The organism is Streptomyces sp. NPDC047880 (assembly GCF_040706515.1).
GTDB lineage: Bacteria > Actinomycetota > Actinomycetes > Streptomycetales > Streptomycetaceae > Streptomyces.
On sequence record NZ_JBEZOK010000005.1, the window covers coordinates 122,855 to 145,389 of the forward strand.

Annotated in this window: 22 protein-coding genes; 7 read left to right on the forward strand and 15 right to left on the reverse strand. The window is 71.8% G+C overall.

The genetic code is table 11. The features are described from left to right. From AB0937_RS10320 to AB0937_RS10350, 7 genes are all read right to left on the reverse strand, one after another. Positions 1-2,127: tetratricopeptide repeat protein (locus AB0937_RS10320; RefSeq protein WP_366710817.1), on the reverse strand; the 2,127-nt coding region annotated here is incomplete at its 3' end. Positions 2,128-2,144: 17 nt separating this feature from the next. Continuing rightward, positions 2,145-2,579: a hypothetical protein gene (locus tag AB0937_RS10325; RefSeq protein ID WP_366710818.1), complete on the reverse strand. Its 435-nt coding sequence runs from the start codon at positions 2,577-2,579 to the stop codon at positions 2,145-2,147. Between the two features lie 222 nt (positions 2,580-2,801). Then, positions 2,802-3,350 carry a hypothetical protein gene (locus tag AB0937_RS10330; protein ID WP_366710820.1) on the reverse strand — a complete coding sequence of 183 codons (549 nt, stop codon included), beginning with the start codon at positions 3,348-3,350 and terminating at the stop codon, positions 2,802-2,804. Positions 3,351-3,396: 46 nt separating this feature from the next. Beyond that, positions 3,397-4,305 carry an aminoglycoside phosphotransferase family protein gene (locus AB0937_RS10335; RefSeq protein ID WP_366710822.1) on the reverse strand — a complete coding sequence of 303 codons (909 nt, stop codon included), beginning with the start codon at positions 4,303-4,305 and terminating at the stop codon, positions 3,397-3,399. Between the two features lie 64 nt (positions 4,306-4,369). Continuing rightward, on the reverse strand, positions 4,370-5,872 hold the full coding sequence (locus tag AB0937_RS10340) for an MFS transporter (RefSeq protein ID WP_366710823.1): 1,503 nt from the start codon (positions 5,870-5,872) through the stop codon (positions 4,370-4,372). A gap of 245 nt (positions 5,873-6,117) precedes the next feature. Further along, positions 6,118-7,101, reverse strand: a complete 984-nt coding sequence (locus tag AB0937_RS10345; RefSeq protein WP_366710824.1) for a zinc-binding dehydrogenase — start codon at positions 7,099-7,101, stop codon at positions 6,118-6,120. A gap of 100 nt (positions 7,102-7,201) precedes the next feature. Then, positions 7,202-8,362: an FAD-dependent oxidoreductase gene (locus AB0937_RS10350; protein WP_366710826.1), complete on the reverse strand. Its 1,161-nt coding sequence runs from the start codon at positions 8,360-8,362 to the stop codon at positions 7,202-7,204. A gap of 162 nt (positions 8,363-8,524) precedes the next feature. Between AB0937_RS10350 and AB0937_RS10355 the strand changes: the two genes are divergently transcribed. Next, positions 8,525-9,202, forward strand: coding sequence for a pentapeptide repeat-containing protein (locus tag AB0937_RS10355; protein ID WP_366710828.1), 678 nt, complete (start codon positions 8,525-8,527; stop codon positions 9,200-9,202). 116 nt (positions 9,203-9,318) lie between these two features. On the opposite strand, the gene AB0937_RS10360 is transcribed toward AB0937_RS10355, so the two are convergent. After that, positions 9,319-9,819: a hypothetical protein gene (locus AB0937_RS10360; RefSeq protein ID WP_114257476.1), complete on the reverse strand. Its 501-nt coding sequence runs from the start codon at positions 9,817-9,819 to the stop codon at positions 9,319-9,321. Positions 9,820-9,826: 7 nt separating this feature from the next. Here AB0937_RS10360 and AB0937_RS10365 point away from each other — a divergent pair, with 7 nt between their 5' ends. Further along, positions 9,827-11,314 (forward strand): M1 family metallopeptidase, encoded by a 1,488-nt coding sequence (locus tag AB0937_RS10365; RefSeq protein WP_366711095.1) that lies wholly within the window; start codon positions 9,827-9,829, stop codon positions 11,312-11,314. Positions 11,315-11,318: 4 nt separating this feature from the next. On the opposite strand, the gene AB0937_RS10370 is transcribed toward AB0937_RS10365, so the two are convergent. Both AB0937_RS10370 and AB0937_RS10375 read right to left on the reverse strand, forming a co-directional pair. After that, on the reverse strand, positions 11,319-11,831 hold the full coding sequence (locus AB0937_RS10370) for a GNAT family N-acetyltransferase (RefSeq protein ID WP_366710829.1): 513 nt from the start codon (positions 11,829-11,831) through the stop codon (positions 11,319-11,321). 198 nt (positions 11,832-12,029) lie between these two features. After that, entirely contained in the window at positions 12,030-12,605 is a 576-nt protein-coding gene (locus AB0937_RS10375; protein ID WP_366710830.1) for a TerD family protein, read from the reverse strand. A 160-nt stretch (positions 12,606-12,765) separates the two neighbouring features. Between AB0937_RS10375 and arfB the strand changes: the two genes are divergently transcribed. Beyond that, positions 12,766-13,203, forward strand: coding sequence for an alternative ribosome rescue aminoacyl-tRNA hydrolase ArfB (gene arfB / locus AB0937_RS10380; RefSeq protein ID WP_344466315.1), 438 nt, complete (start codon positions 12,766-12,768; stop codon positions 13,201-13,203). Between the two features lie 8 nt (positions 13,204-13,211). Here arfB and AB0937_RS10385 read toward each other — a convergent pair whose 3' ends face one another. Together AB0937_RS10385 and AB0937_RS10390 are read right to left on the reverse strand one after the other, a co-directional pair. Further along, on the reverse strand, positions 13,212-13,679 hold the full coding sequence (locus AB0937_RS10385) for a GNAT family N-acetyltransferase (RefSeq protein WP_366710831.1): 468 nt from the start codon (positions 13,677-13,679) through the stop codon (positions 13,212-13,214). Between the two features lie 231 nt (positions 13,680-13,910). Further along, on the reverse strand, positions 13,911-14,495 hold the full coding sequence (locus AB0937_RS10390; protein ID WP_366710832.1) for a flavin reductase family protein: 585 nt from the start codon (positions 14,493-14,495) through the stop codon (positions 13,911-13,913). A gap of 367 nt (positions 14,496-14,862) precedes the next feature. Between AB0937_RS10390 and cdgB the strand changes: the two genes are divergently transcribed. Together cdgB and AB0937_RS10400 are read left to right on the forward strand one after the other, a co-directional pair. Continuing rightward, the gene (cdgB, locus tag AB0937_RS10395; protein WP_366710833.1) at positions 14,863-16,521 is read left to right on the forward strand and encodes a diguanylate cyclase CdgB; all 1,659 of its coding nucleotides are present in this window, start codon (positions 14,863-14,865) and stop codon (positions 16,519-16,521) included. A gap of 117 nt (positions 16,522-16,638) precedes the next feature. Beyond that, the gene (locus AB0937_RS10400; RefSeq protein ID WP_366710834.1) at positions 16,639-17,589 is read left to right on the forward strand and encodes a carbohydrate-binding protein; all 951 of its coding nucleotides are present in this window, start codon (positions 16,639-16,641) and stop codon (positions 17,587-17,589) included. 6 nt (positions 17,590-17,595) lie between these two features. On the opposite strand, the gene AB0937_RS10405 is transcribed toward AB0937_RS10400, so the two are convergent. From AB0937_RS10405 to AB0937_RS10415, 3 genes are all read right to left on the reverse strand, one after another. Further along, positions 17,596-18,525: a 1-phosphofructokinase family hexose kinase gene (locus tag AB0937_RS10405; RefSeq protein WP_366711096.1), complete on the reverse strand. Its 930-nt coding sequence runs from the start codon at positions 18,523-18,525 to the stop codon at positions 17,596-17,598. Between the two features lie 119 nt (positions 18,526-18,644). After that, positions 18,645-19,856, reverse strand: a complete 1,212-nt coding sequence (gene nagA, locus AB0937_RS10410; RefSeq protein ID WP_366710835.1) for an N-acetylglucosamine-6-phosphate deacetylase — start codon at positions 19,854-19,856, stop codon at positions 18,645-18,647. Next, entirely contained in the window at positions 19,856-20,797 is a 942-nt protein-coding gene (locus AB0937_RS10415; protein ID WP_366710836.1) for an ROK family protein, read from the reverse strand. Before AB0937_RS10415 ends, nagA begins: the two co-directional genes overlap by 1 nt. 132 nt (positions 20,798-20,929) lie before the next feature. Here AB0937_RS10415 and AB0937_RS10420 point away from each other — a divergent pair, with 132 nt between their 5' ends. Beyond that, the gene (locus AB0937_RS10420) at positions 20,930-22,183 is read left to right on the forward strand and encodes an extracellular solute-binding protein (protein WP_366710837.1); all 1,254 of its coding nucleotides are present in this window, start codon (positions 20,930-20,932) and stop codon (positions 22,181-22,183) included. A gap of 33 nt (positions 22,184-22,216) precedes the next feature. After that, on the forward strand, positions 22,217-22,462 hold the full coding sequence (locus AB0937_RS10425) for a DUF3263 domain-containing protein (protein ID WP_097217367.1): 246 nt from the start codon (positions 22,217-22,219) through the stop codon (positions 22,460-22,462). The last annotated feature ends 73 nt before the right edge of the window (positions 22,463-22,535 follow it).

Consider the following 22,535-nt stretch of genomic DNA (forward strand, 5'->3'; position numbering starts at 1 on the left):
GTCGCCGGTCTGCTGGTGCAGGTCGAGTGCGGTGCGGTAGGCCTCGAGTGCTTCGGGGTAGCGTCGGAGCTCTTTGAGTACGGTGCCGAGGTTGTTCCGGGTGACCGCTTGGCCGTGGGTGTCGCCGGTCTGCTGGTGCAGGTCGAGTGCGGTGCGGTAGGCCTCGAGTGCTTCGGGGTAGCGTCGGAGCTCTTTGAGTACGGTGCCGAGGTTGTTCCAGGCGCTTGCTTGGCCGCTGGTGTTGCCGGTCTGCTGGAACAGGTCGAGTGCGGTGCGGTGGGCGTCGTGTGCCTCGGTGTGGCGCCGGAGTTCCTGGAGTGCGGTGCCGAGGTTGTTCCAGGCGCTGGCTTGGCCGTGGGTGTTGCCGGTCTGCTGGTGCAGGTCGAGTGCGGTGCGGTGGGCGTCGTGTGCCTCGGTGTAACGCCGGAGTTCTTTGAGTGCGCCGCCGAGGTTGTTCCAGGCGCTGGCTTGGCCGTGGGTGTTGCCGGTCTGCTGGTGCAGGTCGAGTGCCGTTCGGTAGGCGTCGAGTGCTTCGGTGGAGCGTCGGAGCTCCTGCAGTGCGCCGCCGAGGTTGTTCCAGGCGCCGGGCAGATTCACAGCGTCATCGAGTGCCTGGCAGGCTTCGAGTGCATGCGCTCTGACGGTCACCGCGTCCTGGAGCCGCCGTCGCCACTCCAGGTAGCGGCCGAGGGCGAATCCCAGGTCCAGGGCCGTCTGGGTACGCGCATAGGTGTGGGTGGTGGCGAGGAGGTTCTCGCGCTCGGCGTCGAACCACACCAGCGCCTGCTCCCGCCCGGCGAACAGCGTCGACACGGCCTCGCCGGGCGGCCGGAAGTGGGTGTCGGCTGCTCTGGCATGGCGGACGTAGTGCTCGGTGAGCCGGGTGCGGGCTTGTTCGAAGCGCCGGCGGGGAATACGGCCGCGATCCATGGTGGTGCGGGCCTGTTCCTGGGCGTGGACGCGCAGGAGGTCGTGCATGGACCAGCGGTCGCGTGGCTGGCTGTTCTGGGTGAGCAGGCGTGCCCGGACGAGCTGTCGCAGGACTGGGGTGATCTTGTCGGCGGGCTGGTCGGTGAGGGCTGCGACGGCGGGGGTGGAGATGTCCGGGCCGGGGTGGAGACCCAGCAGGCGGTAGAGGTCGGCCTCCTGGTGGGAGAGGCGCGTCAGGCATTCGTCGAAGACGGCGCGCAAGTTGCGTTCGCCGTCGTCGAGGCCGCCGAGGCGCGTGCCGGCGTCGGTGAGCATCCGCACCCGCTCGGACAGCGGCTGGTCGGGGTCGTCGGCGAGGAGCGCGGCGGCGATCTGCAGCGCCAGGGGCAGGTAGCCGCAGAGCGCGGCGAGTTCCTCCGCGGCCGCGGGCTCGTCCTCCACCCGCCGGTCGTCGGGGTCGGCCACCTCCAGCCGCTGGTGCAGGAGGTCGACGGCGGCGTCCGGCTGGAGAGGGTGGAGGTTGAACAGGCGGGCGCCGAGTCCGGGCAGGGCGTGCCGGGAAGTCACCAGCACGGCGTGGTGACGGGCCGGCAGCAGCGGTCGGACCTGGTTCGATGTCGAGGCGTTGTCCGCCAGGATCAAGACCCGCTGTTCCTCCCGTGCCAGAACGTCGAGTTGGGACCGGTACAGCCCCTCCCGCTCGTCCAGTGTGGGCGGAATGTGTTCAGCCGCGACGCCGAGGGCCCGCAGCAGCGCCTCCAGGGCGTCCTCCGGCGGGACCGGGTTCGGGTCGTAGCCGCGGAGGTTCACCATCTGCACCGCGGTGAACCAGCCCTTGTCGAGCGCGGCATGGCCCACGGCATGGGCGAGGGTGGTCTTGCCCACGCCCGGCAGCCCCGCGACCGACCCGACCGCCGCACCCGAACCGATCCCGGGATCGAGGATGGACAGGATCTTGGCGATCTCGTCGTCGCGACCGGTGAACTCCTGCGGCAACCCCGGCAGAGAGTTCAGTGCCGTCGGCACCGCCGCGTACGCCTGCACATTGATCTTCGTGGTCTGTGTCCCGCTCCCGAGCACCTGGCTGCGCTCGAACGACGCCCCCGCGAAACTGCTGCCGGTTCGTCGTCCCTGCTCCGGACGCTTGTCCTTCTTCCCGCCGCTTTTGCGCTTACCGGACGTCTTCTTTGCCCCCATGCTTGCAGCCCGTACCGCTACCGGTTGATCGTGTTGTTCTGCGTGCCGCTGCCCAGAACCTGACTGTCGGTGAACGTCGCGTTGCTGAAGTCGTTGTGTGTGCTCTGCGCCGGTGCCTGGGCGTGCGCCTGCTGGACCAGAGCCTGCAGCTCGGCGGCCACCTGCTGCCGCTCCTCCTCGGGGAGTTGCTCGAAGAGCATCTCCAGACGGGTCTGCCAGCGGGTCGTCAGAACGGTCTGAACCCTGTCCGACCCGGCTCCGTCACCGGCCGACTCCAGTTCGGCCCGGGTTTGATCGAGCCGCTCCAGCTCTGCCTGCTCCTGCCCTGCCTCGCCGCGGCCCAGGATCCGCGCGACACCGCTGCGGATAGCGGCCCACGCGTCCGTCCCCGCCGCCTGCACGATTGCCCCGCCACCAGCCGCCGCCACCGTGATCAGTCCTTCGACCAACACGACAACACCCCCACGCATCAATGGAACAAGAAGTTCAGCATAGGGAGGAACCCGTCACCCGATGAGCCGAACCACCAACCCGCACCCGCCGTCCACGGCGCCGGCTGCCGAGGGACCACCAAGCCGCGCGGTCTGGAGGACGGGGTGTCCGTGGATCTACTGCGCGTACCTGGTGCCGCGGCAGGCACTAGGCAGTTGCCGTCCCATTCGTGTGGGCGGGCTTCAGCGCGGCAGTTGCTGTGAAAGCTGCTCGATGCGTTCGAGGAGTCGCACGTTGAGTGCTGCCCGGAGGTCCTTGATGCGGTCGATCTGTCTGGAGAGGTCAGGGGTGGTTTCTCCGGGGCCGGGGCCGCGGATGATGCGGGATCGGATCTCCCAGGAGAGGTCCTGCAGCTGGTCGAAGATCTGCGCGGAGAGATCCTCCACTTCACGGGAGGGGTCCGTCGCCGGCCTCGGTGGCTGGTAGCCCGCGGAAGCCGCTCCCTGGCTGGTCTTCGTGAGCTCGTCGTCGAAGCGGTTCACGTCGACGTCCTGGCCCGCTCCGAGGCTCTGGTGAGCACGGAGCAGGACGTCGAACCAGGCCCGCCCCGTGGTCCGCAGTCGGGTGAGCCTGCTGATCTCCTCGTGGACGAGGCGCTCTTGGAAGGCCCGCTCCTCGTCCCGGGACTGATGGCGTCGCTGACGCATCGGTACCCAGACGGCGGCTGCGGCTCCGATCACGGCTCCGCCCAGCCCGGTGACCAGAGGGACCACGGTGGAAACGTCTGTCATGCGGACGCCATACCCGGCGAGCGACCCGGAGCCGACGGCGCGCCCCTCATCGTCCACGCCGGGGCGCTCGGGTTCCGGCCGTTCTCAGGCGGCGGGCGATCTCCAGCTGGGCGTCGTCGACGGGGCGGTCGTCCTCGATGTCCCACAGGGTGTTCTGGAGGAGGCGGGCGAGGGTCCAGGCGTGGGCTCGGGGGCGGTCCAGGGCGAGGATGTCGGTCATGGCGTCGAAGCGCCAGCGGACGTCCTCGGGGTCGTAGCGGTTGTCGAGGGCGGGCCACAGTTCGAAGCCGGGGTCGCCGGCGAGCGGCTTGGGGTCGATCGCGAGCCAGGGGGCGCGGTCGGAGGCGAGGACGTTCTCGTCGTGGAGGTCCCAGTGCAGGAGGCGGTCGCCCGGCTCGTCCACCACCTCGCGTACGGCGGCCGCGCAGTCGGAGACCAGGCGGCGGGCCTCCGGGTCGGGGATGCGGGCCAGGGCCCAGGGGGTCCGGTCGAGCATGTCCCGGGCGATGTCGCCGAGGCGGCGCATGCCGGGCGGGGCCGGGAAGGCCGTGAGGTGGGCCAGGAGCTCGGCGATGGTGGCCACGGCCTCGTGGGCGTCCGGCACGTGGGACAGCATGCAGGTCTCGTCGAGGCGCTCCAGCAGCATGGTGCCGGTGGGTTCGTGGTGGTCGAGGAGGCGGACGGCCCCGTCGCCGTCCCAGGCGTGCAGCGCCACCGGTTCGCCCTCGCTCTCCTCGTCGAGGATCTGGAGCTTGAGGACCGCCGGGGCGCCGTTGCCGCGGACGACCGGCAGGACCAGGGCGGAGACGCCGTGCATGGGCGGTCCGTCGGTGCTGAGGTCCCAGCGGTCGAGGAAGCGGGCCGTCTGCCCGGGCAGTCCGGCGATGAACGCGCGGCCCGCCTCGCCGTTGAACTTCTCCTGTGACGCCGCCAGTTCCCGGGGAATGTCGATCACTCCCGGCACGGTAGTGCGGCGCGCCGGGTGGGGCATGCGAATTCCGCGGGGCGTTCCCGGCTCCTCAGGTCACCTGTTCCGGTACGGGCGCGTGGGCCGGTGTGCCGTGTCCGGGGGCCTTCGCCGTGACCATCAGGCCCGCGATCAGCCCGGCCAGCAGCATGATGCCGGCCGCCCACCAGATGGCGACGGTGTAGCCGTGGACGACGCCCTCGCGCATCACCCGGGTGCGGTCGGACGGGTCGGTGAGGCGGGCCGTGACGTACGTGGCGGTGCTGGTGGTCGCGATGGTGTTGAGCAGGGCCGTGCCGATGGAGCCGCCGACCTGCTGCGAGGTGTTGACGGTCGCCGAGGTCACGCCCGAGTCGTGCGGGGCGACCCCTGCCGTCGCGGTGGCGAAGACCGGCATGAACGTCAGGCCCATCCCGAGGCCGAGCAGCAGCAGCGCGGGCAGGATCTCGGAGGCGTACGACGAGTGGGTCGTCATCCGGGTCAGCAGCACCATGCCGCCCGCCGCCAGGACCATGCCGGGGACCATCAGCATGCGAGGGGGTACCCGCTGGAGCAGCCGGGCGGAGATCTGGGTGGAGCCGATGATGATCGCGGCCGTCAGGGGCAGGAACGCCAGGCCGGTCTTGACGGGGGAGTACACGAGCACGGCCTGGAGGTAGTACGTCATGAACAGGAACAGGCCGAACATGCCGATCACGGCCAGTGCCATGGTCAGGAAACAGCCGGCCCGGTTGCGGTCCCGGATGATGTGCAGCGGCAGCAGCGGCATGGGTGCCCGGGACTGCCACCAGACGAACACGACGAGCAGCAGGATCCCGGCGGCGAACAGCGACAGCACCATCGGGTCGGTCCAGCCGCGGGACTCGGCCTCGCTGAAGCCGTAGACGATCGCGACGAGGCCGCCGCAGCCGAGCAGGGCACCGGGGACGTCGAGCCGGGCGCCGGCGTGCCCGGGGCGGTCGTGCAGCAGAGCGAGCGCGCCGAGGACGGCTACGAGGGCGATGGGCACGTTGACGTAGAGGCACCAGCGCCAGTTCAGGTACTCGGTGAGGAGCCCGCCGACGATGAAGCCGATCGCGGCGCCGCTGCCGGCCAGGGCACCGTAGATACCGAAGGCCCTGCCGCGTTCCTTCGGGTCGGTGAACGTCGTGGTCAGCAGGGACAGCGCGGAGGGTGCCAGGACCGCGGCGAAGGCGCCCTGGAGGGCCCGCGCGCCGAAGAGCATGCCCGCGTCGGTGGCGGCGCCGCCGAGCGCGGAGGCGGCGGCGAAGCCGGCCAGCCCGATGACGAAGGTGCGCTTGCGGCCCACCAGGTCGGCGATCCGGCCGCCCAGCAGGAGCAGTCCGCCGAAGGCGAGGGTGTACGCGGTGATCACCCATTGCCGGTTGCCGTCGGACATGCCGAGGTCTCGCTGCGCGGAAGGCAGAGCGATGTTCACGATGGTCGCGTCGAGGACGACCATCAGCTGTGCCAGGGCGATGACGACCAGGCCCCACCAGCGGCGCGGGTCGGTGTCCACGGAGGGGCCCTCGTCGCCTGTCCGGGTGACACTCATCCCGCCAGAAGACCATGGATCGGGGCGGCCTGCATCCGCGGAATCCTCACCGGAACCTTGCGAGGGGAGAGCCAGGGGCCGGGTCACGGTTCGCCGTCGGCGGGGGTCTCGGGTCGACGCGTCGCCGTCGCCGTCGGCGGGGGTGTCGGGTCACGGTTCGCCGTCGTGGGGGCGCCAGGTCGTCGCTCCCCGCCGGCGGGGAGCGCCTGCATCCGTGGGACCCTCGCCGCCGCCGGGGCGCCGCGTCACGGCTCCAGGACCACCTTTCCGATCGTCCCCCGGCTCTCCAGCGCCCGGTGAGCCGCCGCCGCCTCGCGGAGCGGGAAGCGCTGTACCACCGGGGTGAGGCGGCCCGCCGCGGCTTCGGTGAGGGCGCGCAGTTCGAGGGTGCGGACGGGGTCGGTGCCGCCGGCCTTCCCCAGCATCACCGGGCCGAGGACCTGCTCGGAGACGCCGTCGACGAGGTAGGGGCCGCCGTCCCGGATGCCCTCGCCGGACCAGCCGAAGACGATGTGCTTGCCGCCCGGGCCGAGGAGGGTGACCGCCTCGCGGGCGATGTCCCCGCCGACGCCGTCGAAGACGACGGTCGCGGTCCGGCCGCCGAGGTGCGCGCGGACCTTCGCGGGCCAGGCGGGGTCCTTGTAGTCGACGGCGAGATCGGCACCCGCCGCCTGCACCCGGGCGGTCTTCTCCGGCCCGCCCGCGAGGCCCACGACGGTCGCGCCGGCGTTCTTGGCGTACTGCACGAGGAGCGTGCCGATGCCTCCGGCGGCGGCCGGGACGACGACCACGGAGTCCGGGCCGAGCTCGGCGAACTGCAGGATCCCCATCGCCGTACGGCCCGTGCCGATCATGGCGACGGCTTCGGCGAAGTCCAGGTTGCCGGGGATCTCGTGCAGGCGCTCGACCTCGGTCACGGCCAGTTCGGCGTAACCTCCGGGGACGAATCCGAGGTGGGCGACGACCCGCTTGCCGAGCCACAGGTCGGCGACGCCCTCGCCCAGGGACTCGACCACCCCGGCGACCTCGCGGCCGGGGACGGTGGGCAGGGCCGCCGGCTCGTTGGCCGGGCCGCCCGGCATGCCTTCACGCAGGGCGGCGTCCAGGAGGTGGACGCCCGCCGCGCGTACGGCGATCCGCACCTGGCCGGGCCCCGGGCGGGGGTCCTCGACCGGCTCGTAGGTGAGGTTCTCGGCCGGTCCGAAGGCGTGCAGGCGGATGGCGTGCATGACAACTCCTCTGGTGGACGTGCGCTCTCTCATGGAGACGTTCGCCCCTTGGCGGACGTTCGCTCTCCGGTGGGGCGTTCGCTGCGACCAGCCTCCAACCTCAAGCTTGCTTGAGGTCAAGCTCGTGCCGGCCGAGGGCCAGGGAGACGGCCGTCAGGGCGCTGTTGAAGGACACCTCCGACAGCACGCCGGGGGCCGCGACCTGGTCTCCCGCGAGGTAGACCCCGTCGCCCCGGTCCACGGCCGGCCGGTCGCGCCAGCTGGTGCCCGGCAGGTCGACCGCGCCCGTACGGCCGTTCGCCACCGACGCGCGCCGCCAGGTGAGCCGTTCGCGCCAGCCCGGGAAGCCGAGGTCGAGCAGTTGCTCGGCGCGGGCGGTGCCGTCGGCCTTCGACTCGTGCGGAGCGAGGGGGATCTGTCCCTGGATCAGCTGCTCGCCGGCCGGGGCCAGGCTGCGGTCCTGGGCGGTGAACCGCTCCAGCCAGCCGGGCGCGTCCAGGTCGGAGACCGCGAAGGCGTCCCCGCGCCGGGTGCGCACGGCCAGGTCGACGAGGGCGGTACGGCCGCTCGGCCAGGTCAGGGAGTCGTCGCCGAGCAGACGGCGGGCGGCGTCGAGGGACGTGGCGACGACGACGGGTGTGTCGGTGGGGAGCGTGCCGACACGGGACAGGGTCTCCATCCGGACGCCCAGGTTCCAGGCGCGCGCGGCCATCCGGTCGATGAGGCTCGCCCAGCCGCCGCGCGGATAGTGCGCCTCGGGCGGCAGCTTGGTGGCGCGGCGCAGCCGCTCCTGCACGAACGCGGCCGACAGCGAACCGGGGTCGTGGTGGAACAGGGCGACCGCCGAGTAGTGGGCGGCGGCCCGGGCCCCCTCCTCGCCCGCGATGTCCGTCGCCCAGGTGAGGAAGTCGGCGTCCACGGGCGCCTGCCGGCCCGCCCGGCGCAGCAGCTTCAGCATGGCGAACGGCGGGGTGCGGCGCAGCACGCCCTGGTGCCGCAGCCGGAGCCGGGCCGCCTCCAGGGGTGGGAGGGGCGCGAGCGGGCCGATGAGGTCGCGCTGCTTGAGCCAGGCCCAGTGCGGGCCGCCGTTGTAGAGGGCGTGCGGGCCCTCGTTGGTGCGGTACGGCCCCTCGGCGGTGCGCGCCCGGCCGCCGAGGGTGCGGTGGGCCTCGTGGAGGGTGACCTTGGCGCCTGCCTCGGCAGCGGTGATGGCCGCGGTCAGTCCGGCGAAGCCGCCGCCGATGACGGTGATGCGGTGCATGGATCGGGATCTCCCTCGGAGTCGGAGTCGGAACCGGAGCCGGTCGCCTTCCGGACCGGGATGCCTTTCCCCCGTACGACCGATCGAGGGCGCCGGAATGTGACATCGCCGGTGTTCGCGCAGTTCGGGGGCGTTGTCAGTGGCGGGGTGCAGCATGGGGGGATGGCGAGGAGAGCGGCGGGCGGTACGGGTGTGAAGGGCGCGCGGCGACCGGAGGTGCGGCTGCCGGTGCTGGAGCCGTACGGGGGCGGGGAGCTGGAGCCGGACGGGGACTACGACGGGCTGGAGTTCCGCGAGGCCGATCTCCGCGGGCAGGACGGATCGGGCGCCCGGTTCATGGACTGCGCCCTGACGGGCTGCGCGCTGGACGAGACCCGGCTGCGGCACGCCCGCGTGCTGGACTCGTCCCTCACCGGCGTCCGGGGCGTGGGCACCGACCTCGCCGAGGCGACCCTGCGCGATGTGGAGCTGATCGACGCCCGGCTCGGCGGGCCGCAATTGCACGGGGCGGTGCTGGAGCGGGTGCTGATCCGCGGCGGCAAGATCGACTATCTGAACCTGCGCACGGCCCGGCTCAGGGACGTCGTCTTCGAGGGCTGCGTCCTGGTCGAGCCGGACTTCGGCGGCGCCGGCCTGGAGCGCGTGGAGTTCGTGGACTGCGCGCTGAAGGGCGCCGACCTGCACGCGGCGACCCTCACGGACGTCGACCTGCGCGGTGCCGCGTCCCTGGAGATCGGCCGGGGTCTGGACCGGCTGTCGGGGGCGGTGATCAGCACCGCGCAGCTGCTGGATCTGGCACCGGCGCTGGCTGCGCAGTGGGGCATCCGCGTCGAGGGCTGACGCCGGGCGGGCGGGAGTGGAACGTGGTCGCGGCGGCTACCGAAGCCGATCTCCGGGCGGCGCCCGCGGAGGGCGGAGGCAGGTCGGGGGCCTAGGAAGACGCCGCCGCGCGGCGCTTACGGCAGGCGCGGGAAGCGGGCCTGGAGGGTCCAGATCGCCGGGTTCTCCGCGAGGTCGTCGTGCAGGTCGGTGAGGTCGGCGATCAGGTCGTGCAGGAAGTCCCGCGCCTCGCGGCGCAGTTCGCTGTGGGAGACGGTGAGCGGAGGCTCCTCCGCGCGCATCCAGTCGGCCTCGATGTCCACCCAGCCGAAGCGGCGCTCGAACAGCATCCGGTCCGTCGACTCGGTGAAGTCCAGCTCGGCCCGCTGCGGCCGGGACGCCCTGGAGCCCGCCGGGTCCCGGTCGATCCGCTCCACGATGTCGCACAGCGCCCACGCGAAGTCGAGCACCGGCACCCATCCCCAGGCTGTGGACACCTCGTGGTCGGTCTTGGTGTCCGCCAGATAGACGTCCCCGCAGAACAGGTCGTGCCGCAGCGCCCGGACGTCCGCGCGGCGGTAGTCGGTCTGCGGCGGGTCGGGGAAGCGGTTGGAGAGGGCGTAGCCGATGTCGAGCACGGAGGTGATGGTGTCACGTGATCGTAGGATCGCGGTCGTGGCCCGTTCTGCACGACTTGTCCCCACGCTTCCCGCCCCCACCCCCACCCTCCTCCGCGCAGCCAACCTCCTCCGCGCGGCCACCCTGCTCGCCTCGGCCCTCGTCCTCACGGCGTGCGGCGGCGGGGTGCACGGCACCCCGGGCGGCTCCGGCGTCCGCGACCCGTACTTCCCGAAGGCCGGCAACGGCGGCTACGACGTCGGTCACTACGGCCTGCGCCTCGGCTACGACCCCGCCGCCCGCCGCCTCACCGGCACGGCCGTCCTCACCGCCCGCGCGACCCAGGACCTCTCCGCCTTCAATCTCGACCTGCTCGGCATGGAGGTCGAGAAGGTCACCGTCGGCCCCCGGATCGCCCGCTGGAACCGCGCGGGGCAGGAGCTCACCGTCCGGCCGCACGACGACATCGAGCGGGACGAGACGTTCCGCGTGACCGTCCGCTACTCCGGGACGCCCGAGACCGTCACCGACCCGGACGGCTCCCGGGAGGGCTGGCTGCTCACCGCGGACGGGGCGCTCGCGCTGGGCGAGCCGACGGGGTCGACGGCGTGGTTCCCCGGCAACCACCACCCCTCCGACAAGGCGGCGTACGACCTCACGGTGACCGTGCCGAAGGGGGTGCGGGCCGTCTCCAACGGGGAGTTGCGGAGCGAGACGACCGCGCGGGGGCGGACGACGTTCGTGTGGCACACCGGCGAGCCGATGGCGAGCTACCTCGCCACCCTCGCGATCGGCCGCTTCGACATCAGCCGCTCCCGGGCCGGGGACCTGCCCGTGTACACGGCCGTCGACCCGGCGGAGGCGGCCGCGAGCCGGCCCGTGCTCGGGCGGCTTCCCGAGGTGCTGCGCTGGGCGGAGCGGCGGTTCGGTCCTTACCCCTTCGCCACCACCGGCGCCGTCGTCGACAGCGCGCCCTCCGTCGGCTACGCCCTGGAGACCCAGAGCCGCCCGGTGTTCCCCGGGGCTCCCGACCTCCCGCTCCTCGTCCACGAACTCGCCCACCAGTGGTACGGCGACTCCGTCACACCCGAGAGCTGGCGGGACATGTGGCTCAACGAGGGATTCGCGACGTACGCGGAGTGGCTGTGGGAGGAGGACCACGGCGGACGGACCGCGCAGGAGACGTTCGACGCGGTGTACTCGGGTGAGCACTTCGACACCGAGGAGGCGGCGGAGGAGATCTGGGAGTTCCCCCCGGCCGATCCGCCGAGCGCGGCGCAGATCACCGACCCGCCGGTGTACTGGCGGGGGGCGATGGTGCTGCAGAAGCTGCGGCAGGCCGTCGGGGACGAGCGGTTCTTCTCGATCCTCAGGGGGTGGGCGGCGACATACCGGTACGGCAACGCCGACACGGCCGACTTCACGGCGTTCGTCGAGAGGCAGGCGCCCGGGGACGATCTCCGGCCGGTCTGGGACGAGTGGCTGTACGGGGACGGGAAGCCGGAGCGGGCCTGAGGCCTCACCGTGTGGACAGGTCCTTGCGCAGGACCGCGCAGGGGCGCCCGTGCCGCAGATCCTCCCGGTGGTCGACGACCTGGTGGCCGAGGGCGGTCCAGAAGGCCAGGGCCTTCGGGTTGTTCGCCAGGACGGCCAGGCGAACGGCGCTGCGGCCCGCCGTGCGGAAGCGGTCCTCGACGAGTGCGGCCAGGCGGCGGCCGTGGCCCTGGCCGTGCAGGCGCGCGTCCACCATGAGCAGGCCGATCCAGGGGTCCGGGTCGGCGGGGTCGGGGTGGTGGTCGAGGGTGACGGCGATGCCGATGAGCCGGCCGAAGCTGCGGGCGAGCAGGACCTCGGTGCCGGGATGTTCCCGCTCTTCTGCCAGGGCGGCCGCGACCTGCTCGGGGCGGATGTCCTCCGGGTCGGGGAAATCGCCGGTCAGGGTGTGGAACTCGTGGTTGGAGGTGTAGAGGGCGGTCAGCTCCGCGAGGAGGGGGCCGCTCAGGGGGGCCGTGGGCAGCGGGTCGAGGATCACGTGGGGAACGTATCCCGGGTGGGGAGGGTTTCGACGCGCCGTGGTGGCTCGGGTGCTCTGTGCGGTGCGGGGCCGGTTGTGGCTGGTCGCGCCCCGCGGCGGAGCCGCCGATCGGCACAGCCCCGCGTCCCTCGGGCGAAGCCCCCGGGGCCGGACGACCGGCCCCGGGGGCTTCCCTGCGCAACGCTGAGGCGTCCGTCAGACGTTCACGCCGAAGTCCTGGGCGATGCCGACCAGGCCCGAGGCGTAGCCCTGGCCGACCGCGCGGAACTTCCACTCGGCGCCGTTGCGGTAGAGCTCGCCGAAGACCATGGCCGTCTCCGTCGCCGCGTCCTCCGACAGGTCGTAGCGGGCGATCTCGGCACCGCCGGCCTGGTTGACGATGCGGATGTAGGCGTTGCGGACCTGGCCGAAGTTCTGGCTGCGGGTCTCGGCGTCGTAGATCGAGACCGGGAAGACGATCTTGTCGATGTCGGCCGGGAGGGCGGCGAGGTTGACGTTGATCGCCTCGTCGTCGCCGGCGCCCTCGCCCGTGCGGTTGTCGCCGGTGTGCACGATGGAGTTGTCCGGCGTCTGCTTGTTGTTGAAGAAGACGAAATGGGCGTCCGAGTAGACCTTGCCCTGCGGGTTGACCGCGATCGCCGAGGCGTCGAGGTCGAAGTCCGTGCCGGTGGTGGTGCGGACGTCCCAGCCGAGGCCCACGGTGACGGCGGTCAGGCCCGGAGCCTCCTTGGTGAGCGAGACGTTGCCACCCTTGGACAGGCTTACAGCCATTGTTGGGAGTCCCTTCCCTCGTTTACATGCGGCGGAGAAGCTGCGGCATCGAAGCTACAGCTACCCCCATGAACGCGGAGAGGGGTACACAGGGTTCCAGCTCCTTTACTTTCTTTACCCGTGATTATTGGGATGACGTGGACGGGACAGAAGCGGGAACATGGACGGCATGTCCGGTCACCACGTCATCCGCGGCTCCGTCTCCCTGCCCGAGGCCGAGCTCATGTGGCGTTTCTCGCGGTCGTCGGGGCCGGGCGGGCAGCACGTCAACACCAGCGACTCGAAGGTCGAGCTGAGCTTCGACCTGGCGAAGACCGAGGCACTGCCCGCGGTGTGGAAGCAGCGGGCCCTGGAGCGGCTGGCCGGGCGGCTGGTCGACGGGGTCGTCACCGTGCGCTCCTCCGAGCACCGCTCCCAGTGGCGCAACCGGGAGGCCGCCGCCGTGCGCCTCGCCGCGCTCCTGGCCGAGGCCACCGCGCCCCCGCCCAAGCCGCGCAAGCCGACCCGGATCCCCCGGGGCATCAACGAGCGCCGGCTGCGGGAGAAGAAGCAGCGCTCGGAGACCAAGCAGGGGCGCTCCGCGCGGAACTGGGGCTGACGGGCCTCTCAGGACAGGTCCAGGACGCCCACGGTCTCGTCACCGCTGGTCTCGCCGTTCGGGCGGAAGCCGAGCCCCGCATAGAAGCCCTCGGGGCCGTTCGGTCCCGGGTGCCAGGTGACGTAGAGCCGCTTCGTGCCGCGTCGGCGCAGTTCCGCGGCGACCGACTCGACGGCGAAACGGCCGTACCCCCGCCCCTGCTCCCCGGCCGCGATGTTCAGCCGCCACAGGCCCGAGCGGAACGCGCTGCCGTCCTCGTACCAGTCGATGTCGAGGCAGGCCATCAGGAAGCCGACCGGGCGGTCGCCGTCGACGATCAGGCGGGGCCAGGCCGTGCGGGGATGGACGTACGCCTCGGCGAGCGACTTCACGACCGGGGCGACCAGGTGTTCCTGGTCGGGGCGGACGCCGATGCCGAGGGCGGCGTCGAGATTCGCGGGTGTGATCTCTTCGAGGCGCGGGCCGGGTGTCGACATGCACGCACCCTAGGCGGGCGGCTCGGCCTCAGGCCAATGGTTTCCGTGGCGCGCTTGGTCCCCGGCTATTGGTTTCTGCGGCGCGTTCGGTCCCGGGCCGCTGGTTTGTCCGGCGCCTTCGACCCCGGGCCACTGGCTTCCGCGGCGCGTTCGGTCCCGAGCCACTGATCTCCGCGGCGCGTTCGACCCTCCGGGGCCAATGGTTCACGCCGCGCGTTCCGCCGGGGCCGCTCAGCTCAACTGCCGGTACCGGCCGCGGAAATACGTCAGGGGGCCGCCCTCCGCGCTCGGCACCCGGGCGGTCAGGACCCGGCCGATCACCAGCGTGTGGTCACCGGCGGGCACGCGCTGCTCGGTACGGCACTCCAGGACGGCCAGGGCGCCGCCGACCAGCGGGGCGTCGGTGTACTCGCCACGCGTGTACGGGATGTCGGCGAACAGCAGCCGGTCGCTGACGCGGCCCTTCATCGCGAAGCGGCCCGCGATGTGCCGCTGGCTCCCGGACAGGACCGAGACCGCCCACAGGTCCTGCTCCTGAAGCAGCTCGTCCATGCGGGAGCCCTCGCGCAGGCTCACCAGCACCAGGGGCGGGTCCAGGGACACCGACATGAAGGCCGTGGCCGTCATGCCCACGTCCTCGCCGCCCGGCGCCGTGGGGTCGTCCGGGTCGAGCGGCGGCTCCTGCGCGGTCATCAGGACCACGCCCGAGGCCAGCCGGGCCATGGCGGCGCGGAACTCGTCGTTGCTCACCCCCTCAGCATGCCCGGAGGCGGGCGACGGAATGATCGGAGACGTGGCAGCGGGAGTGTTCGGCACACCCGGAACGCTAATCTCCGTCCCGCGGGGCCCGCATCGGACTCCCGCCCGATCACGGTCTTAGGACCACCGGCGGACATACGTGGTCTCGGCGGGGGAACCGGAAGGGGCGACTGGCGGAGCAAGGGCACCGGGGAAATACATGTGCGCAATCCGACAAACTTTGCGTTCGGTAGCCGCACGTGAAGAACGCAGAAACTCCACTCAATTGTTCAGGTTTGCCTGTGACTTGAGTCACAAGGGGCAGGAATTGTTGACCCTGTGTACCGAGTGAGCAGCGCGCTGTGATTCAGTGGCGGGGAAGCTGCCAGGGCGATACGCCGACGAGACCCTTGAATCGCTGCGAGTACTCGGGGGGAGGGCGAGCATGGAGACCGAGTCGGAGCCCTACGTCCGTCTTGCGTCCCTGCGACAACTGCACCAGGTCATGGCCGACATGAACACGGCCCGCAGCCTGGCGGACACACTGCAGACCGTCGCGGAGGGCGTCGTCGCCGCCCTCGGGTACGAGCTGGCGTGCGTGAACCTCGTACGGCCGGACGGCGACCTCGTCGTCGCCGCCTTCGCCGGGAACCCCGCCGCGGAGGCCCTCATCACCGGCCGCGTCGGCTCGCGCGAGTCCTGGGAGCGCCGCCTCGGCATGGGCGAGCACTGGGGCGACCTGGTGTTCATACCGCACACCGAGGGCTGGGTCCTCGACGACGACGACGTACCGCAGTGGTACACCGACGGCCCCGCCCCCCGCTTCGAGGACGAGTGGCACCCGGCCGACCGCCTCTTCGCCCCCATGTACGCGCCCGGCCCGCAGGGCAACGCGGCCTGCGGCGAGCTGATCGGCGTGCTCTCCGTGGACCGGCCGCGCAACGGCCGCCGGCCCGGGGCGTGGGGCCGCGAGGCGCTCCAGATGTACGCCTTCCAGGCCGCCATCGCCATCAGCAACGCCCGGCTGCGCGCCAACATGCAGCGCGCGCTCGTCCGCCTGGAGCGCGAGCAGCAGGCCCTGCGGGCGAGCGAGGAAAGCTTCCGGCAGGCGTTCGAGTACGCGCCCTCCGGCATGGCCATCGCCGAGATGGGCGGCGACCAGCACGGCCGGATCCTGCGCACCAACGACGCGCTGTGCCGGCTGCTGGGCCGTCCCGCCTCCGCGATGCGCCGCTACTCGTTCTCCGACCTGGTCCACCCCGAGGACATAGGCACCCTGCTGCGCACCTCGGCGGAGGGCGGACGCGCGGAGCTGCGCCTCGGCCGCCGGGACGGCACGTACGTGTGGGTGAGCCTGCGCAACAGCGTGGTGGCCGACGCCGCCGACGGCCCGCGCTTCCTCCTCACCCACGTCGAGGACATCGAGGAACGCAAACGCCGCGAGCTCCAGCTCGCCCACCGTGCCTCGCACGACTCGCTCACCGGTCTGCCGAACTCCGCGGAGCTGCGCTCCCGGCTGTCCGCGCGGCTCTGTCAACGCGCGTCGTCCCCGCGCACCGCCGTCGAGTCCGTCGACGCGGCCTACGGTCACCCGGCCTTCGACGTGGCCGGGCCCGGCTTCGACTTCCGGCAGGGCGCCGAGCCGCTCGACGCCTACGACCACCACGTGCACACCGTCGCGCCGGACGGGGCCCACGACGACGGCACCAAGGGCCTCGCCGTGCTCTTCTGCGACCTCGACGGCTTCAAGTCGATCAACGACCGGTTCGGGCACAACGCGGGTGACGCGGTTCTCATCGAGGTCGCCCGGCGGCTCAGCAACGGCGTGCGCGACGGGGACACGGTCGCCCGGCTCGGAGGTGACGAATTCGTCATCCTGGCCGACGGGCTCGGCCGGGCCGACGCGCAGGACCTCGCGGTCCGGCTGCGCAACGAGATCATCCAGCCGATCCGTGCCGAGGGGCGGGCCGTGCGGGTCGGTGCCAGCTTCGGCATCGGATGGGCACATTGTGGAATGACGGCGGACGAAGTGTTGAAATCCGCTGACGAGCGGATGTACGTCGAGAAACGATCTCGTCCCAAACAACACAGACGCGCCGGGTGAGGCCCAGGTCAGCGAGTTGATGCGGTCTGAGTCACCCATTCGGGTCTCCGGGAGCGGGTAGGCTCGCTAACTCACCCGTGTACCGCATGCACCGCACCTGACTGAGGAGACCAAGGGATGACGCCCGGCAACAACGGCGCGAGCACGCCCGAGGACGACGACCCGTTCGGCTATCTCTACGCCGACGGGCAGGCCAACGGAGCCCAGCCGCCGTCCGGGGGTTACGGCTACCCGAACTCGGTCAACCGGGTCAGAGCGGTCGGCACCCGCCAGTACGGCCAGCAGCCGCAGAACGCGCAGACGGCGCCGTACGGTCAGGTCCCGCAGCAGCAGGGTGCGTACAGCCAGCCGAACGCGCACTATGCCGCGCCGGAGACGTTGCCCGGCGGTGCGCAGACCGCACAGCAGCAGATGCCGGCCGGCGGTGGCGGCCGGGGTGGCCGCGGCCCGAACACCAAGGGCCTGCTGATCGGCGCGATCGCGGTGGTCGCCGCGGTCGTCATCGGCATCGGCGTGGCCATGCTCGGCGGCGACAAGGACAAGGACAAGGCGTCCGACGAGGTGGGCACGAGCCCGACCCAGTCCGAGGAGTCCAAGCCGAGCCCTTCGGCGAGCAAGGACGGGGAGAGCACGGCGGAGCTGCCCACGATCGACGCCAAGGCGCTGCGTCTCGGCGGTGCCGCGACCCTCGCCCAGGACGTCAAGGGCGCGCAGTCCGACGGCGGCATCTACGTCGGGAACCTCAACCAGGTCGGCTCGTCGGTCACCTGGACCGTCAACGGTGTCCCCAAGGACGGCGCGTACACCGTCTTCGCCCGCTACAGCACGGTGGACGAGGACCAGGAGATGACGCTCACCGTCAACGGCAAGCCGTTCGGCACCAAGCTGAACATGGGTAACTTCACCCACACCAAGGACGGCGACTTCGCCAAGGGCTGGACGAAGACCTACGCCTATCCGACCCTCAACAAGGGCACCAACACCATCTCGCTGTCCTGCCAGGACGGCGACAAGTGCAACGTCCTCCTGGACCAGCTGTGGCTGAAGGCGGGCCAGGTCAAGGACTGACGCGGCCTAGGCCGCGCTGACCTCTCCCGAAACCGTCACCCTCGTCAGCAACTCCTCGTACAGCCCACGGTCGAACTCCCCGGCCGTCGGTGCGTTCACCGTCGCCGCTGCGAGGGCCGTTGCCCGGGTGAGGCGGGTGGGCCAGGGGTGGTGTTCCACCAGGGCGGAGAGCAGGCCCGCGACCGCTGAGTCGCCTGCGCCCGTGGGGTTGCCCCGGAACGAGGCCGGTGGGGCGGCCTGCCAGCGGCCTTCCCGCGTGACCGCCAGGAGGCCTGCGGGGCCCAGGGACGCGACCACCGCGCCCGCGCCGCGGCGGCGGGCGTCCTGGGTGGCGCGCAGCGGCTCGTGGGAGCCGGTCAGTTCCGCCAGTTCGCCGGCGTTCGGCTTGATGATGTCCGGGCGGGCCGCCACACCCCGGCGCAGGGGCTCGCCGCTGGTGTCCAGCAGGACCGGGACCGAGAAAGAGCGGGCCGTGCGTATCAGGCCCGCGTACGCGCCCACCGGGACACCCGGCGGCAGGCTGCCGCACAGGGCCACCGCGGAGGCGGAGGGGAGCAGGTCCTCGTAGGCCTCCTGGAAGGCCGACCACTCGGCGGGCAGGACCGTCGGACCCGGTTCGTTCAGCTGGGTGGTGTCGCCGGTGCGCTCGTCGACCACGGCGATGGTGCGCCGGGTCGTCCCGGTGATCGGCACCAGCGCGTCCACCACGCCCGGCACCGCCGTGAGCCTCTCCTGCACGACCCGGCCCGTCGCCCCGCCCGTGAATCCCGTCACCGTCACCTCGTGCCCGAGCGCCGCCAGCACCCGGGCCACGTTGACGCCCTTGCCGCCGGGGCGTTCCGTCACCTCGGAGACGCGATGGGAGGCGTGCGGCCGGAGGGACCGTACGCGGTAGGTGATGTCGAGAGCGGTGTTCAGCGTGACCGTGAGGATCACCGGGCCGACCTCCCCCGATGTGCGTGCCGACATGAACGTGCAGGTAGCCCGATCATGCCAAAGAGACGGCGGTCGGCCCAGTCCTGGAGTCGGCCACCGTCTCCCGACTGCGGGACGGATCAGCCCAGTTGGGGACCGACCACCCATTCGCCCCGGCGCATCACGCCCTTCACCTCGTACGCGGAGTCCAGGATCAGCAGGTCGGCGTACTTTCCGGGCTCCAGTGAGCCGATCGTGTCGGCCATGCCGAGGAGGCGGGCCGGGGTGGCGGACAGGGCCGTCACCGCGTCCTCGACGGAGAGGCCGTCGACGGTGACCGCCCGCTTGAAGGCGCGGTCCAGGGTGAGGGTCGAGCCGGCGATCGTGCCGTCCTCCACCAGACGGGCCACGCCGTCCGCGACCTCCACCTCCAGCGGGCCCAGCCAGTAGCGTCCGTCGCCGAAACCGGCCGCGTCCATCGCGTCCGTGATGAACGCGACCCGGTCCGCGCCCGCGTGGTGGAACGCCAGTTGCAGCGCGGCGGGGTGCAGGTGCGTGCCGTCGTTGATCAGCTCGACCGTGATCCGGTCGTCCTCCAGCAGTGCGGTGATCGGGCCGGGGGAGCGGTGGCCGAGCGGCGGCATCGCGTTGAAGAGGTGGGTGGCGACGGTGGCGCCCGCGTCGATGGCCTCCACCGTCTGCTCGTACGTGGCGTCCGTGTGGCCGATCGCCGCGATCACGCCCTGGTCGGCGAGGAGGCGTACGGAGTCGAGGCCGCCGGGCAGTTCCGTGGCCAGCGTGATCATCTTCGCCCGGCCCCGGGCCGCGTCGATCAGCTTGCGGACCTCCGCGGGGTGGGGGTCGCGCAGGAGGGCCTCGGAGTGGGCGCCCTTGCGGCAGGGGGAGATGAACGGGCCCTCGAAGTGGACGCCGGCGATCTCGCCCTGCTCGGCGAGTTCGCTGAGCAGGCCCGCGCGGTGGGTGAGGGAGTCCATGTCGCCGGTGACCGTGGAGGCGACCAGGGTGGTCGTGCCGTGCAGGCGATGGGTGTGGATGCCCTTGAGGATGTCGTCGACCGTGCCGGAGGTGAAGGAGGCTCCGCCGCCGCCGTGGTTGTGCAGGTCGACGAAGCCGGGGATGACGTAGTGGCCGGTTGCGTCGATGACGTGGGCGTTGTGCGGGGTCGCTGCGGTGATGCGGGTGCCGTCGACGGCTACTCGGCCGTTCTTGACCGTTTCCGTGGGGAGGACCACGGTTGCGCCCGTGAGGACCGTGGGGGGGCCTGACGTTGCGGGGTGCGGGTGGGGCGGGGCTGGTCGCGCAGTTCCCCGCGCCCCTGAGTCGGCTGCCATCAGGGCGTTACCTCCATGCGGTCGGTCGATGCCAGAAGATCCCAGGCCAGCAGGCCCGCCCCCAGGCAACCGGCGCCGTCGCCCAGTGCCGCGGGGACGATCGTCGGCTGCTTCTGGAAGGTGATGCGGCTGCGGATCGCTTTCCTCAGCGGCGCGAAGAGGGTTTCCCCCGCCTCCGCCAGGCCGCCGCCGATGATCAGGACGCGGGGATCCAGCAACGTCAGGGCCGTGACCAGGCCGTCGGCCAGAGCGTCGATCGCCTGTTGCCAGACCGTCCGGGCCTTCGGGTCGCCGGAGTCCACCGCCTTCGCGCAGTCCGCCGCGTCCGCGTCCGGGTCGCCCGAGGCCATGGCCCACGCCTCGGTCACGGCCGCAGCCGAGGCGAAGCGCTCCAGGCAGCCGAACTGCCCGCACGGGCACGGGGCCCCGCCGGGGCGTACGACGATGTGGCCGATCTCGCCGGCGAAGCCGTGCGCGCCCGCCTCGACCCGGCCGTCGACGCCGATGGCGCCCGCGATGCCGGTGCCCAGCGCCACGAACAGGAACCGGTCCGCGCCCCGGCCCGCGCCGACCCGGCCCTCGGCGAGGCCGCCGGTGCGCACGTCGTGCCCGAGGGCGACCGGGACGCCCAGCCGCTGCGCCAGCAGCTCGCGCAGGGGGACGTCCCGCCAGCCGAGGTTGGCCGCGTAGACGGCGACGCCGTCCGCCTCGTCGACGATGCCCGGGACGGCCACGCCGGCGGCGGACGCGGGCGTGCCGAACTGCTGGGTGCCGTAGGCGTGCAGCTCGGCGGCGAAGTCGAGGATGCCCTCGACGACGGCCTCCGGCCCGTGGGCGCGTCCGGTGGCCCGGCGGGCCCGGTGCAGCACCTCGCCCCCCGGACCCGCCAGGGCGGCCTTCATCCCGGTGCCGCCCACGTCGAGGGCGATGACATGTCTCACGGGAACAGTGTGACCCGGGGACCCGCAAGAGGTCTAGTCCACTCACGTGGTGTAGACCTTGTTCCGGATATCGAAATGTTTCGGCGGCGGTGACGCCGGGGTTGGGGAAGAACAGCGGTGCAGCGGCGGCGGATGGCAGGAACGATCGCGGTGGTGTCCGCACTCGGCATGACGGCGGTCCTCGGCGGCTGCGGACTCACGGGTGGCTCGGCGGACGTGACCCTGAAACTGGTGGCCGCCGACTACGGCGACAGCGCGGCCAACAGCTCCAAGAAGTACTGGGACGAGCTCGCCGAGGAGTACGAGGCCGACCACCCCGACGTCGAGATCGACGTCAGCGTCTACTCCTGGAACGACGTCGACCGCAAGGTCCGTGAGATGGTCGCCGCCGGTGACCCGCCGGACATGGCGCAGATCGGCGCCTACGCCGACTACGCGGCCAAGAACGAGCTCTACAAGGCCGACGACCTGCTCTCCATACCCGTGCAGGCCGACTTCGTGAGTCAGCTGGCCTCGGCGGGCCAGGTGAAGGGCGTGCAGTACGGCATGCCGTTCGCCGCCTCCACCCGCGTGCTCTTCTACAACAAGACCCTCTTCGCCAAGGCCGGCATCACCCCGCCCGAGTCCTGGGACGACCTGGCCCAGGACGCCGAGGCGCTCAAGGCGAAGGGTGCGAAGTACCCGTACGCGCTGCCCCTCGGCCCGGAGGAGGCGCAGGCCGAGACCATGCAGTGGATGCTCAGCGGCGGGGGCGGCTACACCGACGGCGTCGACAGCTACGGCATCGACTCCCCGGAGAACATCGACACCTTCTCCTGGCTGAAGAACGACTTGGTCGGCAAGGACCTGACCGGGCCGGTCGCGCCGGGCCGGCTCAACCGGGCCGCGGCGTTCGCGGCCTTCGCCAAGGGCGAGGTCGGCATGCTCAACGGCCACCCCTCACTGATGAAGATCGCCGCCAAGAACGGCGTCAAGTACGGGATGGTGCCCACGCCGGGTCACGAGGGCCCGAGCCGGTCCACGCTCGGTGTCTCCGACTGGATGACCGCGTTCCGCAAGAACGGCCACCGCGACCAGGTGGGGGACTTCCTCGACTTCGTCTACAGCGAGAAGAACGTGCTCGCCTTCTCGCGCGAGTACGACCTGCTGCCGGTCACCACGTCCGCGTCCGGCACGATGGCCGCCTCCGAGGAGGACCGGCACCTCAAGCCGTTCCTGGAGGAATTGCTGGCGTCCGAGCTCTACCCGGTGGGCAAGACCTCCTGGGCCGATGTCAGTGCCCAGGTCAAGCAGCAGATCGGCAAGGCCGTCGCGCCCGGTGGCAGCCCGTCGGGCGTCCTGGGTCACCTCCAGGCCGAGGCGACCCGGGCGGAGAGCGCGGAGTAGGCGCTGTCGGTGGCGGGCGTTACCGTGCCGGGCATGGACGAGGACACGGGTGAGCAGGGGCTCGGGCGCAGGGAGCGGGACATCCTCGCGCTCGAACGCCGGGGCTTCTCCGGGCCGGGTGCGAAGGAGCGGGCCATACGTGAGGAGCTGGACCTCGCCCCTGTTCGCTACTACCAGCTGCTCAACGCCCTGCTGGATGACGCTCGGGCGTTGGCGCATGATCCGGTGACGGTGAATCGGCTGCGGCGTGTTCGGGAGCGGCGTCGGTCCGAGCGGTGAGGGCCGTGGGGCGTCCGGCTGTCGTGCGGGTGCGGGTGCGTCGTGGTTGTTCGCGCAGTTCCCCGCGCCCCTA

Coding starts and splice junctions, on each gene's coding strand:
- AB0937_RS10330 (WP_366710820.1), bottom strand. CDS start 3,350: ATGACAGACGTTTCCACCGTGGTCCCTCTGGTCACCGGGCTGGGCGGA.
- AB0937_RS10340 (WP_366710823.1), bottom strand. CDS start 5,872: ATGAGTGTCACCCGGACAGGCGACGAGGGCCCCTCCGTGGACACCGAC.
- AB0937_RS10345 (WP_366710824.1), bottom strand. CDS start 7,101: ATGCACGCCATCCGCCTGCACGCCTTCGGACCGGCCGAGAACCTCACC.
- AB0937_RS10350 (WP_366710826.1), bottom strand. CDS start 8,362: ATGCACCGCATCACCGTCATCGGCGGCGGCTTCGCCGGACTGACCGCG.
- AB0937_RS10355 (WP_366710828.1), top strand. CDS start 8,525: ATGGCGAGGAGAGCGGCGGGCGGTACGGGTGTGAAGGGCGCGCGGCGA.
- AB0937_RS10365 (WP_366711095.1), top strand. CDS start 9,827: ATGGTGTCACGTGATCGTAGGATCGCGGTCGTGGCCCGTTCTGCACGA.
- AB0937_RS10375 (WP_366710830.1), bottom strand. CDS start 12,605: ATGGCTGTAAGCCTGTCCAAGGGTGGCAACGTCTCGCTCACCAAGGAG.
- arfB (WP_344466315.1), top strand. CDS start 12,766: ATGGACGGCATGTCCGGTCACCACGTCATCCGCGGCTCCGTCTCCCTG.
- AB0937_RS10385 (WP_366710831.1), bottom strand. CDS start 13,679: ATGTCGACACCCGGCCCGCGCCTCGAAGAGATCACACCCGCGAATCTC.
- cdgB (WP_366710833.1), top strand. CDS start 14,863: ATGGAGACCGAGTCGGAGCCCTACGTCCGTCTTGCGTCCCTGCGACAA.
- AB0937_RS10400 (WP_366710834.1), top strand. CDS start 16,639: ATGACGCCCGGCAACAACGGCGCGAGCACGCCCGAGGACGACGACCCG.
- nagA (WP_366710835.1), bottom strand. CDS start 19,856: ATGGCAGCCGACTCAGGGGCGCGGGGAACTGCGCGACCAGCCCCGCCC.
- AB0937_RS10420 (WP_366710837.1), top strand. CDS start 20,930: ATGGCAGGAACGATCGCGGTGGTGTCCGCACTCGGCATGACGGCGGTC.
- AB0937_RS10425 (WP_097217367.1), top strand. CDS start 22,217: ATGGACGAGGACACGGGTGAGCAGGGGCTCGGGCGCAGGGAGCGGGAC.